The sequence below is a fragment of the Nissabacter archeti genome, assembly GCF_018257325.1.
GTDB lineage: Bacteria > Pseudomonadota > Gammaproteobacteria > Enterobacterales > Enterobacteriaceae > Chimaeribacter > Chimaeribacter arupi.
Map to the genome: position 1 here is coordinate 168,796 of NZ_JAERKB010000006.1, position 15,358 is coordinate 184,153.

Sequence of the window (15,358 nt, forward strand, 5' to 3'; positions counted from 1 at the left end):
GCGCTGTAAAACTGCTTTAACAGTTATTCTGCTGCGGGTGCAGCCGCTTCCGGAGTTGGCGTCGTTGCTTCTTTAATGCTCAGACGCACACGGCCCTGGCGATCAACTTCCAGTACCTTAACCGGGACTTCCTGACCCATTTCCAGGTAGTCGGTCACTTTCTCAACGCGCTTGTCAGCGATCTGAGAAATATGAACCAGCCCTTCTTTACCGCCGCCGATAGCCACGAAGGCACCGAAATCAACGATACGGGTCACTTTGCCCTGATAGATGCGGCCTACTTCGATTTCAGCGGTGATCTCTTCGATACGGCGAATCGCGTATTTGGCTTTGTCACCATCTGTTGCGGCAATTTTAACGGTACCGTCATCTTCGATTTCGATGGTGGTGCCGGTCTCTTCCGTCAACGCACGGATAACAGAGCCGCCTTTACCAATCACATCCTTGATCTTATCAGGATTGATTTTGATGGTGTGGATGCGCGGAGCGAACTCAGAGATGTCACCACGCGGCGTGCTGATCGCCTGTTCCATCACACCCAGGATGTGCAGACGCGCACCCTTGGCCTGGTTCAGTGCCACCTGCATGATTTCACGGGTGATGCCTTCGATTTTGATATCCATCTGCAGAGCAGTGATACCTTCGCGGCTACCGGCTACTTTGAAGTCCATGTCACCGAGGTGGTCTTCGTCACCCAGGATGTCAGACAGCACGACAAAGTTCTCGCCCTCTTTCACCAGACCCATCGCGATACCTGCTACAGCGGCCTTGATCGGCACGCCGGCATCCATCAGCGCCAGGGAGGCACCACATACGGACGCCATAGAGGAGGAACCGTTGGACTCCGTGATTTCAGACACCACACGCACGGTGTACGGGAACGCATCAGCTTCCGGCATGACAGCCAGCACACCGCGCTTCGCCAGACGACCATGGCCGATTTCACGACGTTTCGGTGAACCTACCATGCCTGTTTCCCCGACCGAGTACGGAGGGAAGTTATAGTGGAACAGGAAGTTATCGGTACGCTCGCCCATCAGCTCATCAAGGTTCTGCGCATCACGTGCAGTACCCAGCGTCGCGGTAACCAGCGCCTGCGTCTCACCACGGGTGAACAGTGCGGAACCGTGGGTACGCGGCAGCACGCCGGTACGGACGTCCAGACCACGGATCATGTCTTTTTCACGGCCGTCGATACGCGGCTCACCACGCAATACGCGGCTGCGCACCACATTTTTCTCAATGTGACCCAACACATCCATGATTTCGCCGTCATCCAGCGATTCATCTTGTGCCAGCAGGGCAGCGCTGACGTCCGCTTTAATGGCGTCAACCTGCGCATAACGCGCTTGTTTGTCAGTGATGCGGTAAGCATCGCCCAGGCGGGACTCAGCCAGTTCTGCCACACGGGTGTGCAGGGCTTCGTTCACCGGCTCCGGCTGCCAGTTCCATTTTGGTTTACCGGCTTCAGCGACCAGAGAATTGATGTTCTCGATAACCACTTGCTGTTGCTCATGGCCAAAGACCACAGCACCCAGCATCTGATCTTCGCTCAGCAGCTGCGCCTCGGATTCCACCATCAGCACGGCACCCTGGGTCCCGGCAACTACCAGGTCCAGTTTGCTTTGCTTGAGTTCATCCGCAGTCGGGTTCAGCACGTACTGGTCATTGATGTAACCAACGCGCGCAGCACCAATCGGGCCATTGAACGGAATGCCGGACAGGCTCAGTGCAGCAGACGCGCCAATCATCGCCACGATATCCGGGTTAACCTGTGGGTTAACAGACACTACGGTCGCGATGACCTGAACTTCGTTCAGGAAGCCGTCTGGGAACAGAGGACGGATTGGGCGGTCAATCAGGCGGGAGGTCAGGGTTTCGCCTTCGCTCGGGCGGCCTTCACGACGGAAGAAACTGCCCGGGATGCGGCCTGCCGCATAGGTACGTTCTTGATAGTTAACAGTCAGCGGGAAGAAGTCCTGGCCCGGCTTCGCTTTTTTGGCACCGACGACGGTAACGAAAACCGCGGTGTCGTCCATGCTTACCATCACAGCGGCAGTCGCCTGGCGGGCCATCATGCCGGTTTCCAGCGTTACGGTGTGCTGGCCGTATTGGAATTTGCGTACGATCGGATTAAGCAAAATCATATCCTTCTTTAAGACACAGCACCGCATTGGCGGCGTCGTGTCAGTAACTTACCGACCTTCACATTACATCCTCGCGACTAATGACAATCCTTATCTTTTCCACTGAAAGACAAAGCCTCTCATTAGCCGCGCGAACCTCTGTAGCGGAAGATCCTCTTTAGAAACAACACCCATTACCATACTGCGTTCTTGTGTTGCTTCCTAGAATAAAGGGGCCAAATTTGGCCCCTTTACACTGAAACTCGCAGACTTAGCGACGCAGACCCAGACGTTCAATCAGGCTGGTGTAACGTGCAACATCTTTACGCTTCAGGTAGTCGAGCAGCTTACGACGCTGAGAAACCATACGCAGCAGACCACGACGGCTGTGGTGATCTTTTTTGTGCTCTGCAAAGTGACCTTGCAGGTGGTTGATCTGAGCGGTCAGCAGAGCTACCTGAACTTCGGTAGAGCCGCTATCGTTTGCACCGCGACCGTAGTCGGCTACGATCTGTGCCTTAGCTTCAACGCTTAGAGACATGGTAATACTCCAGATTATAGATAAAAAAAACAGGTGCCGATCTCTAATTCAGCAACCCAATGCATAAGCTGCGCCATTCTACTCTTTGCCTTGGGTATTCGCAAGATGAGCAGCAGCGCCTCAGACAGGGTTTTCTACCACCAGACGGCGGGGCGCAACACGTCCGTCATCCGCGATTTCGCCGACGCCGATAAAGTGGTGTTCTTCCCCTTCCGTGATGCGAACCATCCCTTGTGCCGGTGCCTGCGCGGCCTGAACCGGCTGCCCCTGCTTGACGTAGCCTGCCACCACGAGCGGCAGATTCACTTCCGGGAAGTGCTGTACGGCACTGTCCATCGGCATCAGCAGCGGATCCAGCACCTCTGACGGGGTACGCCCTTCGGCATCACACTGTTCAAGCAAACTGTTCAATTGCTCCAGGGTCACCATGCGGGCAACCGGATAGGTCGCGACCTGCACACGGCGCAGGAAGATAACGTGCGCGCCGCATCCCAGCTGCTCACCCAGGTCATCAATGATGGTACGGATGTAGGTGCCTTTGGAGCAGTGAATTTCCAGCTCCAGCTCCAGCCCTTCATGGCGGATAAACTGAAGTTCATACACCGTGATATCGCGGGCTTCGCGCGGAACCTCAATACCCTGGCGCGCGTACTCATACAGCGGTTTACCCTGATGCTTGAGCGCGGAATACATTGACGGCACCTGCTTGGTGGCACCGCGGAAACTCTCCAGTGCCGTCTCCAACTGGGCAGCGGTAAACGCCACCTCACGCTCAGAGATGATCTGGCCGTCTGCATCGGAAGTATCCGTGCGCTGCCCCAGGCGTGCGATCACCCGGTAGCGCTTATCGGAATCGAGCAGGAACTGGGAAAATTTGGTGGCTTCACCCAGGCAAACCGGCAACATGCCGGTGGCCAGCGGGTCCAGTGCACCGGTATGCCCCGCCCGGTTGGCATTATAAATGCGCTTTACTTTTTGCAGGGCATCATTGGACGAGAGACCCTGCGGTTTGTCCAGCAGCAGGATGCCGTGAATATCGCGCCCGCGACGGCGAGGACGTCCCATTATTCTTCCTCGTTATCGCCTGCGGCAGAACGGCGCTCAGCGTCATTCTTCACAACATTGGTCACCAGGTTGGACATACGCATACCTTCAACCAGAGAGTTGTCGTAAGCGAATGTCAGCTCCGGCACCACGCGCAGGCGCATCGCTTTACCCACTAAGGTACGGATAAAACCTGAGGCGTCTTGCAACGCTTTGATACCGGTCACCACACGATCAGGATCGTGATTTTCTGCCAGCACATCCAGGAACGTGACGAAGACTTTGGCGTAGGCCAGATCGCGGGACACTTCGACGCCTGAAACAGTCGCCATACCAATGCGCGGATCTTTAACTTCACGCTGCAAAATGATAGCAATCTCTTTCTGCATCTCCTGAGAGACGCGCTGAGTGCGGCTAAATTCTTTTGCCATAAGGGATTCTCCAGACAAAGCGGGGGGCGCAAGGCCCCCCAATTGGATCTAAGCAGAGTGTCGCTGTGATTAAGCGATGGTGCGTTGGATCTCGATGGTTTCGAAGACTTCGATCATGTCGCCGGTACGAACGTCATTATAGTTCTTCACGCCGATACCACATTCCATGCCGTTACGCACTTCGCTGACGTCATCTTTGAAGCGGCGCAGGGATTCCAGCTCGCCTTCATAGATAACCACGTTTTCACGCAGTACACGGATTGGGCTGTGGCGCTTGATGATACCTTCGGTAACCATACAACCGGCAATCGCACCAAACTTCGGCGATTTGAACACGTCACGCACTTCGGCCAGGCCGATGATCTGTTGTTTGTATTCCGGTGCCAGCATACCGCTCATCGCCTGTTTCACTTCGTCGATCAGGTCATAGATCACGGAGTAGTAACGCAGGTCGAGGCTTTCAGACTCGATAACGCGACGGGCAGAGGCATCAGCACGCACGTTGAAGCCGATCACGATAGCGTTGGATGCAGCCGCCAGGGTTGCGTCGGTTTCGGTGATACCACCTACGCCGGAGCCAACAATCTTCACCTTCACTTCGTTGGTGGAGAGCTTCATCAGGGAGTCGGCAATCGCTTCTACAGAGCCCTGAACGTCCGCTTTGAAGACGATGTTCAGTTCGGACACTTCGCCTTCGGTCATGTTGGCAAACATGTTTTCCAGCTTAGACTTCTGCTGACGTGCCAGTTTGACTTCGCGGAATTTGCCCTGACGATAGAGCGCCACTTCACGGGCTTTCTTCTCGTCACGCACTACGGTGGCTTCATCACCTGCTGCCGGCACGCCGGACAGACCTAGGATTTCAACCGGGATAGACGGACCCGCAGAGTTAATCTCACGGCCCAGCTCATCACGCATCGCACGCACACGGCCATATTCAAAGCCACACAGCACGATATCGCCCTTGTTCAGGGTACCTTCACGTACCAGTACCGTTGCAACCGGGCCACGGCCTTTGTCCAGGAAGGATTCGATAACCACACCGCTTGCCATGCCGTTACGGATTGCTTTCAGCTCCAGAACTTCAGCCTGCAGCAGGATGGCGTCCAGCAGCTCATCAATGCCGGTACCCGCTTTGGCGGAAACGTGCATGAACTGGGATTCACCGCCCCACTCTTCCGGCATAACACCGTACTGGGAGAGTTCGTGCTTAACACGGTCCGGATCGGATTCTGGTTTGTCGATTTTGTTCACCGCCACCACAATCGGCACATTGGCCGCTTTGGCGTGCTGGATAGCTTCAATCGTCTGCGGCATCACGCCGTCATCGGCAGCCACGACCAGAACAACGATATCGGTCGCCTGGGCACCACGGGCACGCATTGCGGTAAACGCGGCGTGGCCTGGGGTATCCAGGAAGGTGATCATGCCGTTTTCAGTCTCAACATGATAAGCACCGATGTGCTGGGTAATGCCGCCTGCTTCGCCTGCCGCCACTTTCGTGGAGCGGATGTAGTCGAGCAGAGAGGTTTTACCGTGGTCAACGTGGCCCATGATGGTCACAACAGGCGCGCGCGATTCTGCACCGGCACCGGTGTCACGGTCACTCATTACCGCTTCTTCCAGCTCGTTCTCACGACGCAGGATAACTTTGTGGCCCATCTCTTCAGCAACCAGCTGTGCGGTTTCCTGATCGATAACCTGGTTGATGGTAGCCATCGCGCCCAGTTTCATCATCGCTTTGATGACCTGAGAACCTTTGACCGCCATCTTGTTAGCCAGTTCTGCTACCGTCAGCGTCTCACCGATCACCACATCGCGGTTCACGGCCTGAGCCGGCTTGTTGAAGCCCTGCTGCAGGGTGCTTGGCTTACGCTTACCTTTACCGCCACGGGTAACGGCGCGGGCCTCTTCACGGTCAGCTTTGGATTCAGACAGCTTGCTGCCTTTCTTTTGCTTGGTGGATTTGCTGGTACGGACACGGCTGCGGCGCTCGCCTTCAACCTGACGATCGTTCTCGTCTTCCGCTTCGCGGGCATGGTGAGACGTGGTGACATGATAGTCAGCAGACTCGGACTCAGTCGGCTCTGCCGTTTCAGTCCATACGCCGGAATCCGCCATTTTACGGGCTTCTTCTGCAACGAGACGGGCATTTTCTTCAACCTTGCGGCGCGCTTCGTCTTCTGCTTTGCGTTTCAGTTCGGCGGCCTCAGCCTCGCGTCGTGCTTTTTCTGTCTGAGCTGGCTTGGTCATTTCGTCGGTATGTTGGTTAGTCACTTTTTCTTTTTCCGCTGCGTCACGCTTCGCTTTTTCAGCGGCCTCACGTTTGGCTTGCTCATCGGCTACACGCTTCGCTTTCTCAGCGGCTTCACGTTGAGCTTGCTCTTCTGCCAGGCGTCGTGCCTGCTCTTCCGCTTCGCGCCGTGCTTGCTCTTCCGCTTCAGCCTGAGCCTGTTCAGCCTCGGACGTGTCGCGTTTAACATAAGTGCGTTTCTTGCGGACCTCAATTTGCACCGATTTACTTTTACCGCCGGTGCTCGGAATATTCAGGGTACTACGCGTTTTGCGTTGCAATGTCAGTTTATTTGACGCACCGCTGTTATCACGGTTCAGATGCGCCAGTAATGTCTCTTTCTCGTGCTGGGTCACAGAGTCCGCTTCGGATTTATTGATCCCTGCATCAGCAAACTGCTGTACCAGGCGATCAACCGACGTTTGGATCTCTGCGGCCAATGATTTTACGGTTACATCTGTCATGCTGTTCCTTCCTGCTACAGTTTATTACGCATTGTCGCCGAACCAGCAGATATTACGTGCGGCCATGATCAGCTCGCCGGCTTGCGTATCGTCAAGCCCTTCAATATCTGACAGGTCGTCAACACCCTGCTCGGCAAGATCTTCCAGCGTACAAACCCCACGCGCAGCCAGTTTAAATGCCATGCTGCGTTCCAGACCAGCCAGGTTCAGCAGATCGTCTGCGGGTTGCTTATCGCCCAGACTCTCTTCCTGTGCCAGTGCCAGGGTGGTCAGTGCAGCTTTGGCGCGTTCGCGCAGCGCTTCGACTGTATCTTCGTCCAGACCGTCGATTTCCAGAAGTTCTTTCATCGGCACATAGGCCAATTCTTCAAGCGTAGAGAAACCTTCTTCCACCAGGACTGTCGCGAAGTCTTCGTCAATATCGAGGTGTTTAGTGAAGGTATCGATAGCAGCATGTGCTTCAGCCTGATGTTTGGCTTGCAAGTCATCTGCTGTCATGACGTTCAGTTCCCAGCCACTGAGCTGAGATGCCAAACGTACGTTCTGGCCGTTACGGCCGATCGCCTGAGCCAGATTACTGGCTTCAACAGCGATATCCATCGTGTGTCGATCTTCGTCAACCACAATTGACGCCACATCCGCCGGCGCCATCGCGTTAATGACGAATTGTGCCGGATTGTCATCCCACAACACGATATCAATGCGCTCACCGCCCAGTTCACTGGAAACGGCCTGAACGCGTGCGCCACGCATACCGACGCAAGCACCCACCGGATCGATGCGCTTGTCATTGGTCTTCACAGCGATTTTTGCACGGGAACCCGGATCGCGGGCTGCCGCTTTAATCTCGATCACTTCTTCGCCGATTTCCGGCACTTCAATGCGGAACAACTCAATCAGCATTTCCGGACGTGAGCGGCTGACGAACAGCTGCGCGCCGCGTGCTTCCGGGCGAACGGCATACAACACGCCACGGATGCGGTCACCCGGACGGAAGTTCTCACGCGGCAGCATATCTTCACGCAGAATGACCGCTTCCGCATTATTGCCCAGGTCCAGAGAGATGCTGTCACGGTTAACTTTCTTCACAACGCCGGTGACGATTTCGCCTTCCTGCTCGCGGAACTGGTCAACCACCATCGCACGTTCCGCTTCGCGGACTTTCTGTACGATAACCTGTTTAGCGGTCTGGGTGGTAATGCGGTCGAAGGTGACAGATTCAATCTGATCTTCAATATAGCCGCCTACATCAATAGACGGATCTTCAAACTGGGCAGCTTCACGGGTAATTTCACGCGTAGGCTGGGTAACTTCTTCAACAACCAGCCAGCGGCGGAAGGTGTCGAAATCACCGGTTTTACGATCAATGCTGACGCGTACGTCAATTTCTTGCTCGTATTTTTTCTTTGTCGCCGTAGACAGTGCAGTTTCCAGTGCTTCAAAAATTTTTTCCCGCGGGAGGGCTTTTTCGTTCGAAACTGCTTCTACAACAGCCAGAATCTCTTTATTCATCCTAGTTGCCTCATCCTAACTTTAAAAGTGGGGTACCAGGTTCGCTTTCTGGATGTTACTCAGCGCGAACACTTCATCTTTCCCATCCACAGTCACCGTGATCATCTCACCATCGACAGCCTTGATAATACCCTGCCATTTGCGACGGTTTTGCATTGCCATACGCAGGACAATGCTGACTTCTTCACCAAGATAACGGGTATAGTGTTCAGCGGTGAACATAGGACGATCAAGGCCCGGAGAGGAGACTTCCAGGTTGTAAGCCACAGTGATGGGGTCTTCAACATCAAGCACTGCGCTCACCTGATGGCTTACATCAGCACAATCGTCGACATTGATGCCGTCTTCACTATCAATATAGATGCGTAGCGTTGATTGGCGACTACGGATGAATTCGATACCGACCAGTTCATAGCCTAACGCTTCTACCGGCGCGGTAATCATCTCTGTCAATTTTTGCTCTAATGTGGACAAGCCCACCCCCAAGACATAAAAAAAGGGCTTAATAGCCCAGTGATTCTGTTGTCAAATAACAAAAAACCCCGATAAATCGGGGCTTTTTGTGACTGGACCCTATTTGCCGCAGTGCGGCTTCGGTGCACTTTCTGGCAAGAATTTTTTCAAATTGCCCTGAAAACACTGTCGATTCATTCACAGTATATTTGAAAAAAGACTTTAAGGGAAAGTGGTTGCGGGGGCCGGATTTGAACCGACGACCTTCGGGTTATGAGCCCGACGAGCTACCAAGCTGCTCCACCCCGCGTCCGAAAACGTGGCGAATACTACGCCGAAATTTGCGAAAATGCAAATCAATAAAAGGATTGGTACCGAGGACGGGACTTGAACCCGTAAGCCCATGCGGGCACTACCACCTCAAGGTAGCGTGTCTACCAATTCCACCACCTCGGCACTTTTTTTTAAACAACCGTCTTTGCTGCTTAGGCGCATTAACCGTTATTTGAAAAGCGTTTACTACTGTTTGTCACCTGTCGCTTACTGCGGCAGGTCACTGTTCTGAGCCGGTGCTGCCGGTGCAGTTGTCTGCTCAGATTTTACTGGCTGACCCAGGTTTTCCCACTCACTGCCTTTATGGCTTTGGTTACTGCTCAGGTTGCCCAGGATCAGGCTGATGACGAAAAACAGTGTTGCCAGAATCGCCGTCATGCGGGTCATGAAGTTACCGGAGCCGCTTGAACCGAAGAGAGTGGCTGAACCACCTGCTCCGAAAGAAGCGCCCATATCCGCACCTTTACCTTGTTGCAGCATAATCAGAGCTACAAGCCCTAACGCCACGATCAGGAAAATAACCAGAAGAGCTTCGTACATAAACGTACCTGTATCCTTGCGGGTTCACCGCATGCCAATTGCTTCGCACCAATCAAGCAGGTCAGGCTAACTCACTCACCTACTGAAGCGGGTGTGAATACTAACCAAAGGGAGCACCACGCGCAAGGGCAATTTTTTATATCTGGTTTGATTGCGGAAAAAAGCGCCAGACCAGAATAAATTACAGCCATTTGCCGGCCGTGCGACGTGCGCAGGCCGGCAAAAACCGGCTGTCAGCCAGCGGCTTTCACCGCATCGGCAATACGGTTCGCCAGGGATTCAACCAAAATGGCATCCTCCCCTTCCACCATCACGCGGATCAGGGGTTCAGTGCCCGATTTACGCAACAGAACGCGGCCCTTACCTGCCAGTTGTTTTTCCACTTCCTCAGTAACTTTCATCACTTCAGGAGACTGCAGCGGATCATTTTCCCCGGCAAAACGCACGTTAACCAGAATCTGCGGCAGCAGTTTCATCCCGCTGCACAGATCATGCAGGCTCATGTGGTTACGCACCATCGCAGTAAGCACTTGCAAACCTGCTACGATGCCGTCCCCGGTCGTGGTTTTGTCCAGCAGGATGACATGCCCGGAGTTTTCAGCGCCAATGCGCCAGCCCTTCTCCTGCATTTTTTCCAGCACATAGCGGTCGCCCACTTTGGCACGCGCAAAAGGAATGCCCAGCTGTTTCAATGCCAGCTCCAGCCCCATGTTGCTCATCAAGGTACCGACAGCACCGCCACGCAATTGGCCCTGACGAAGCCCTTCCCGTGCAATGATGTACAGGATCTGGTCACCGTCTACGGTGTTACCCTGATGATCCACCATCATCACGCGGTCGCCGTCACCATCCAGCGCCAGCCCGACATCCGCCTTTTCAGCCACAACACGTTTTTGCAGCTCACGCACATCTGTTGCGCCGCATTTTTCGTTGATATTCATGCCATCCGGCTCACAGCCAATGGCGATGACTTTGGCACCCAGCTCACGCAGCACACTTGGCGCGATGTGGTAGGTTGCACCATTGGCACAGTCCACCACGATCTTCAGCCCGCTCAGGCTCAATTCGCTGGGGAACGTCCCTTTGCAAAATTCAATGTAACGGCCTGCGGCATCAACGATGCGGCTGGCTTTACCCAGCTCACTGGATTCTACACAGGTCAGCGGTTTTTCCATTTCCGCTTCAATGGCTTCTTCCACTTCATCCGGCAGTTTTGCGCCATCGATCGAGAAGAATTTTATACCGTTGTCATAAAACGGGTTGTGGGACGCCGAGATTACAATCCCCGCCTCGGCCCGGAAGGTGCGGGTCAGGTAGGCAACCGCCGGGGTTGGCATCGGCCCGGTGAAGGCCGCTGAAAGCCCTGCGGCAGCCAGGCCGGCCTCAAGCGCGGACTCCAGCATATAGCCTGAAATACGCGTATCTTTTCCGATGATGACTTTCCGGGAGCCATTGCGCGCCAGGACTTTGCCGGCTGCCCAGCCAAGCTTCAGGACAAAATCAGGTGTGATAGGGGTCTGCCCGACCTTCCCACGAATTCCATCAGTGCCAAAGTATTTACGGTTACTCATAATCTCTTTTTAATCCTTCGCATAAAGTGTTGCTTCAACCACGCGCATTGCCTCAACCGTTTCTTTGACATCATGCACCCGGATAATTTTGGCGCCTTTCATGGCGGCAATCACTGCACAGGCAACACTGCCGGAAACACGTTGTTCTGGAGGAATATTTAACAGCTGCCCCACCATCGATTTACGCGACATCCCTACCAGGAGCGGCAAATCAAATTGATGCAGCTCGGACAAACGGTTCAGTAACTGATAGTTGTGCGACAAATTCTTACCGAAACCAAAGCCTGGGTCGAGCACCAATTTTTCCTTGCCGATCCCTGCCTGCTCACAGCGGGCAATATGATGACGGAAGAAGGCGAAGACATCTCCCATTAAATCATCATAGTGCGGCGCTTGTTGCATGGTAGAAGGCTGGCCCTGCATATGCATCAGGCACACCGGCAAGCCCGTGCCTGCTGCAGCTTCCAGCGCACCAGGCTCCTGCAAAGAGCGGATATCGTTAATCAGATCGGCCCCTGCCGCCGCACTGGCGGTTATCACCGCAGGTTTTGAGGTATCAACGGAAATCCACACATCAAAATAGCGGGTCAGAGCTTCAACCACCGGGATAACCCGATCCAGCTCCTCTTGCTCACTGACTTCTGCAGCGCCTGGCCGGGTGGATTCACCGCCTACGTCTATCAGCGTGGCACCCGCTTCAATCATGGTTTGAGCATGACGCAACGCGCGATCAATGGTGTTGTGTTTACCGCCATCTGAAAAAGAATCAGGCGTGACATTCAAGATGCCCATTACCTGCGGGTAAAGCAGGTTAAGTGAGCGGCTTCCCGCAGTCAGCTGCATAGGTTGTTCTCCACCGTGTAGCATATATAACAGACAATAAAAAACCCCGGGCGAGCCCGGGGTTAGTATGTAGCAAACAGCATTTCAGGCAGGCGTGAAACTTATTTGTCGCCCAGCTGCTCAGACATGGTGTTACCGGGGTTTGCTGTGCGCGGGTCATCAACCGGTGTTGGCGCTTTAGGGGAGCCGCCATCATTCGAATTGTTTTTCACCGCGTCATCCCAACCTGCCGGCGGACGCACATCTTTACGGTTCATCAGGTCATCAATCTGCGGCGCGTCGATGGTTTCATACTTCATCAGGGCGTCCTTCATTGAGTGCAGGATGTCCATGTTTTCCATCAGCAGCGAACGTGCACGCACGTAGTTGCGTTCAATCAGGGATTTCACTTCCTGGTCAATGATGCGTGCCGTTTCGTCAGACATGTGCTTGGCTTTGGCCACGGAACGGCCCAGGAACACCTCGCCCTCTTCTTCCGCGTACAGCAATGGCCCCAGCTTCTCAGAGAAGCCCCATTGGGTCACCATGTTACGTGCAATCGACGTCGCAACTTTGATGTCATTTGACGCACCGGTAGACACTTTTTCCGGCCCGTAAATGATCTCTTCTGCCAGACGGCCGCCGTAAAGCGTAGAAATCTGGCTCTCCAGTTTCTGACGGCTGGCGCTGATTGCATCCCCTTCCGGCAGGAAGAAGGTCACACCCAGAGCACGGCCGCGCGGGATGATCGTCACTTTGTGTACCGGGTCATGCTCAGGAACCAGACGGCCAATGATCGCGTGCCCAGCCTCATGGTACGCCGTGGACTCTTTCTGCGACTCGGTCATCACCATAGAGCGGCGCTCAGCACCCATCATGATTTTGTCTTTGGCTTTCTCGAACTCAACCATCGACACCACACGTTTGCTGCCGCGGGCGGCAAACAGTGCAGCTTCGTTGACCAGGTTAGCCAAATCCGCCCCTGAGAAGCCTGGGGTACCACGTGCAATCACAGAAGCATCAATGTCCGGTGACAGCGGCACACGGCGCATGTGAACTTTCAGGATCTGTTCACGGCCGCGTACATCCGGCAGGCCGACCACGACCTGACGGTCGAAACGGCCCGGACGCAGTAACGCAGGGTCCAGTACGTCAGGACGGTTGGTCGCGGCAATCACGATGATACCTTCATTCCCTTCGAAGCCATCCATCTCAACCAGCATCTGGTTCAGCGTCTGCTCACGCTCATCATGGCCGCCGCCCAGGCCTGCACCACGCTGGCGACCCACGGCATCAATTTCATCGATAAAGATGATGCAAGGTGCCGCTTTCTTCGCCTGCTCAAACATGTCACGGACACGGGACGCACCCACACCCACGAACATTTCAACAAAGTCAGAACCGGAAATGGTAAAGAACGGCACTTTGGCTTCGCCTGCAATGGCTTTCGCCAGCAAGGTTTTACCGGTCCCCGGCGGGCCTACCATCAGGACCCCTTTTGGAATTTTACCGCCCAGCTTCTGGAAACGGCTCGGCTCGCGCAGGTAATCGACCAGCTCGCTGACCTCTTCTTTCGCTTCGTCGCAGCCGGCAACATCAGAGAAAGTGGTTTTAATCTGGTCTTCGGTCAACATGCGGGCCTTACTCTTGCCAAAGGACATGGCACCTTTGCCGCCACCGCCCTGCATCTGCCGCATGAAGAAGATCCAGACCCCAATCAGCAACAGCATCGGGAACCAGGAGATAAAGATAGAAGCCAGCAAACTCGGTTCTTCCGGCGGTTCACCAACCACTTTCACATTTTTCGTTAACAGGGTATCCAGTAATTTTGGATCGTTAACCGGGAGATAAGTCGTGTATCGGTTACTGTCTTTCTTGGTAACGTTGATCTCACGTCCGTTGATACGTGCTTCACGAATCTGGTCTTGGGTCAATTCGGACATGAAGGTAGAATAATCTACCCTACGGCCATTCGACTCGCTGGGCCCAAAGCTCTGGAACACAGACATCAGCACAACTGCGATGACCAACCAGAGAATTAGGTTTTTCGCCATGTCACTCAAGGGATTAACCTCATATTACAACTGTGTTAACAAACAGCGTTAGGGTACTACAGTTTGCGCCCTGTCGCTACGATGTACACTTCCCGCGACCTTGCCCGGGAAGCGTCTGGCTTACGAATCTTAACCTTCGTAAACAGAGAGCGGATTTCGCGCAGGTATGCGTCAAACCCATCCCCCTGAAACACCTTCACCAGGAAACTACCCCCTGGCGCCAGTACATCACGACACATATCCAGCGCTAATTCAACCAGATACATCGATTTAGGAATATCGACAGCCGGAGTACCACTCATATTCGGGGCCATATCGGACATGACCACCTGAACTTTCTTGTCGCCTACGCGTTGCAGCAGCGCATCCAACACTATTGGATCACGAAAATCCCCCTGAAGGAAATCAACGCCAACAATAGGATCCATCGGTAAAAGGTCACAGGCAATAATGCGCCCGCTTCCGCCAATCTGGCTGACCACATACTGTGACCAGCCACCCGGTGCCGCGCCTAAATCCACGACGGTCATGCCCGGTTTGAAGAGTTTGTCGCTTTGTTGTATCTCATCAAGTTTAAACCAGGCACGTGAGCGTAGCCCTTTTTTCTGTGCCTGCAGGACATATTTATCGCTAAAGTGTTCCTGTAACCAGCGACTGGAGCTGGCAGAACGCTTTTTATTGGTCATCGGTTTTCCAACTATCCTGATTTTAAGCCTGTTTTACAGGCCCTTAGAGACATACGATTGATTGCTTAGCGCTCGGCAGCGGCGGAGAGGCAGATACCGGGTTGGTGATAAACCTGAGATGGCGGTAGAATGACCCGTTTTCAATCCCAACCTAAGCAAAAAATACGATGAATCTGAATAACAAACAAAAACAGCACCTGAAAGGCCTGGCGCATCCGTTAAAACCGGTCGTTATGCTGGGTAATAACGGGCTCACCGAAGGGGTGCTGGCCGAGATCGAGCAGGCGCTTGCGCATCATGAACTGATTAAAGTGAAGATCGCTGCTGAAGAGCGCGAAACCAAAACTTTGATCGTTGATGCGATTGTGCGTGAAACTGGCGCGGCTAACGTGCAAGTTATCGGGAATATTCTGGTTCTCTATCGTCCGTCCGACGACCGAAAAATCAGTTTACCGCGTTAAGCTTCCCACGTTTACTGAAAAGGTGCC

The 15,358-nt window shown here is 54.0% G+C and carries 13 protein-coding genes and 2 tRNA genes; 1 reads left to right on the forward strand and 14 read right to left on the reverse strand.

The features are described 5' to 3' along the window. Positions 1-23: 23 nt before the first annotated feature. The 14 genes from pnp to rlmE form a co-directional block, all read right to left on the reverse strand. Entirely contained in the window at positions 24-2,141 is a 2,118-nt protein-coding gene (gene pnp / locus JK232_RS09720; protein WP_072927389.1) for a polyribonucleotide nucleotidyltransferase, read from the reverse strand. A 256-nt stretch (positions 2,142-2,397) separates the two neighbouring features. Then, positions 2,398-2,667: a 30S ribosomal protein S15 gene (gene rpsO / locus JK232_RS09725; protein ID WP_072927115.1), complete on the reverse strand. Its 270-nt coding sequence runs from the start codon at positions 2,665-2,667 to the stop codon at positions 2,398-2,400. Positions 2,668-2,787: 120 nt separating this feature from the next. Further along, entirely contained in the window at positions 2,788-3,732 is a 945-nt protein-coding gene (gene truB / locus JK232_RS09730; RefSeq protein WP_212589109.1) for a tRNA pseudouridine(55) synthase TruB, read from the reverse strand. After that, positions 3,732-4,142, reverse strand: coding sequence for a 30S ribosome-binding factor RbfA (rbfA, locus tag JK232_RS09735; protein WP_072927112.1), 411 nt, complete (start codon positions 4,140-4,142; stop codon positions 3,732-3,734). Before rbfA ends, truB begins: the two co-directional genes overlap by 1 nt. A 69-nt stretch (positions 4,143-4,211) precedes the next feature. Beyond that, a complete protein-coding gene (infB, locus tag JK232_RS09740) occupies positions 4,212-6,899 on the reverse strand; it encodes a translation initiation factor IF-2 (protein WP_072927110.1) in 2,688 nt (895 codons plus the stop codon). Positions 6,900-6,923: 24 nt separating this feature from the next. Next, positions 6,924-8,411 carry a transcription termination factor NusA gene (nusA, locus tag JK232_RS09745; RefSeq protein ID WP_072927109.1) on the reverse strand — a complete coding sequence of 496 codons (1,488 nt, stop codon included), beginning with the start codon at positions 8,409-8,411 and terminating at the stop codon, positions 6,924-6,926. A 21-nt stretch (positions 8,412-8,432) separates the two neighbouring features. Further along, positions 8,433-8,885 (reverse strand): ribosome maturation factor RimP, encoded by a 453-nt coding sequence (gene rimP, locus JK232_RS09750; protein ID WP_139300262.1) that lies wholly within the window; start codon positions 8,883-8,885, stop codon positions 8,433-8,435. 212 nt (positions 8,886-9,097) lie between these two features. Beyond that, positions 9,098-9,174, reverse strand: a tRNA-Met gene (locus JK232_RS09755). 59 nt (positions 9,175-9,233) lie between these two features. Continuing rightward, positions 9,234-9,320: transfer RNA gene (locus JK232_RS09760), tRNA-Leu, on the reverse strand. 84 nt (positions 9,321-9,404) lie between these two features. Next, positions 9,405-9,737 (reverse strand): preprotein translocase subunit SecG, encoded by a 333-nt coding sequence (secG, locus tag JK232_RS09765; protein ID WP_072927106.1) that lies wholly within the window; start codon positions 9,735-9,737, stop codon positions 9,405-9,407. 233 nt (positions 9,738-9,970) lie between these two features. Next, positions 9,971-11,308 (reverse strand): phosphoglucosamine mutase, encoded by a 1,338-nt coding sequence (gene glmM / locus JK232_RS09770; RefSeq protein WP_072927104.1) that lies wholly within the window; start codon positions 11,306-11,308, stop codon positions 9,971-9,973. A gap of 9 nt (positions 11,309-11,317) precedes the next feature. Then, positions 11,318-12,151, reverse strand: a complete 834-nt coding sequence (gene folP / locus JK232_RS09775) for a dihydropteroate synthase (protein ID WP_072927102.1) — start codon at positions 12,149-12,151, stop codon at positions 11,318-11,320. Between the two features lie 101 nt (positions 12,152-12,252). After that, positions 12,253-14,184, reverse strand: coding sequence for an ATP-dependent zinc metalloprotease FtsH (gene ftsH, locus JK232_RS09780; protein ID WP_101828190.1), 1,932 nt, complete (start codon positions 14,182-14,184; stop codon positions 12,253-12,255). 56 nt (positions 14,185-14,240) lie between these two features. Further along, on the reverse strand, positions 14,241-14,870 hold the full coding sequence (gene rlmE, locus JK232_RS09785; RefSeq protein ID WP_072927099.1) for a 23S rRNA (uridine(2552)-2'-O)-methyltransferase RlmE: 630 nt from the start codon (positions 14,868-14,870) through the stop codon (positions 14,241-14,243). A 167-nt stretch (positions 14,871-15,037) separates the two neighbouring features. Here rlmE and yhbY point away from each other — a divergent pair, with 167 nt between their 5' ends. Further along, positions 15,038-15,331: a ribosome assembly RNA-binding protein YhbY gene (gene yhbY, locus JK232_RS09790; RefSeq protein ID WP_072927097.1), complete on the forward strand. Its 294-nt coding sequence runs from the start codon at positions 15,038-15,040 to the stop codon at positions 15,329-15,331. Positions 15,332-15,358: the final 27 nt, after the last annotated feature.

Excerpts from the sequence above, each read along its gene's own strand:
- rpsO (WP_072927115.1), bottom strand. The coding sequence starts at position 2,667 with ATGTCTCTAAGCGTTGAAGCTAAGGCACAGATCGTAGCCGACTACGGT.
- truB (WP_212589109.1), bottom strand. The coding sequence starts at position 3,732 with ATGGGACGTCCTCGCCGTCGCGGGCGCGATATTCACGGCATCCTGCTG.
- rbfA (WP_072927112.1), bottom strand. The coding sequence starts at position 4,142 with ATGGCAAAAGAATTTAGCCGCACTCAGCGCGTCTCTCAGGAGATGCAG.
- infB (WP_072927110.1), bottom strand. The coding sequence starts at position 6,899 with ATGACAGATGTAACCGTAAAATCATTGGCCGCAGAGATCCAAACGTCG.
- nusA (WP_072927109.1), bottom strand. The coding sequence starts at position 8,411 with ATGAATAAAGAGATTCTGGCTGTTGTAGAAGCAGTTTCGAACGAAAAA.
- secG (WP_072927106.1), bottom strand. The coding sequence starts at position 9,737 with ATGTACGAAGCTCTTCTGGTTATTTTCCTGATCGTGGCGTTAGGGCTT.
- glmM (WP_072927104.1), bottom strand. The coding sequence starts at position 11,308 with ATGAGTAACCGTAAATACTTTGGCACTGATGGAATTCGTGGGAAGGTC.
- folP (WP_072927102.1), bottom strand. The coding sequence starts at position 12,151 with ATGCAGCTGACTGCGGGAAGCCGCTCACTTAACCTGCTTTACCCGCAG.
- ftsH (WP_101828190.1), bottom strand. The coding sequence starts at position 14,184 with ATGGCGAAAAACCTAATTCTCTGGTTGGTCATCGCAGTTGTGCTGATG.
- rlmE (WP_072927099.1), bottom strand. The coding sequence starts at position 14,870 with ATGACCAATAAAAAGCGTTCTGCCAGCTCCAGTCGCTGGTTACAGGAA.
- yhbY (WP_072927097.1), top strand. The coding sequence starts at position 15,038 with ATGAATCTGAATAACAAACAAAAACAGCACCTGAAAGGCCTGGCGCAT.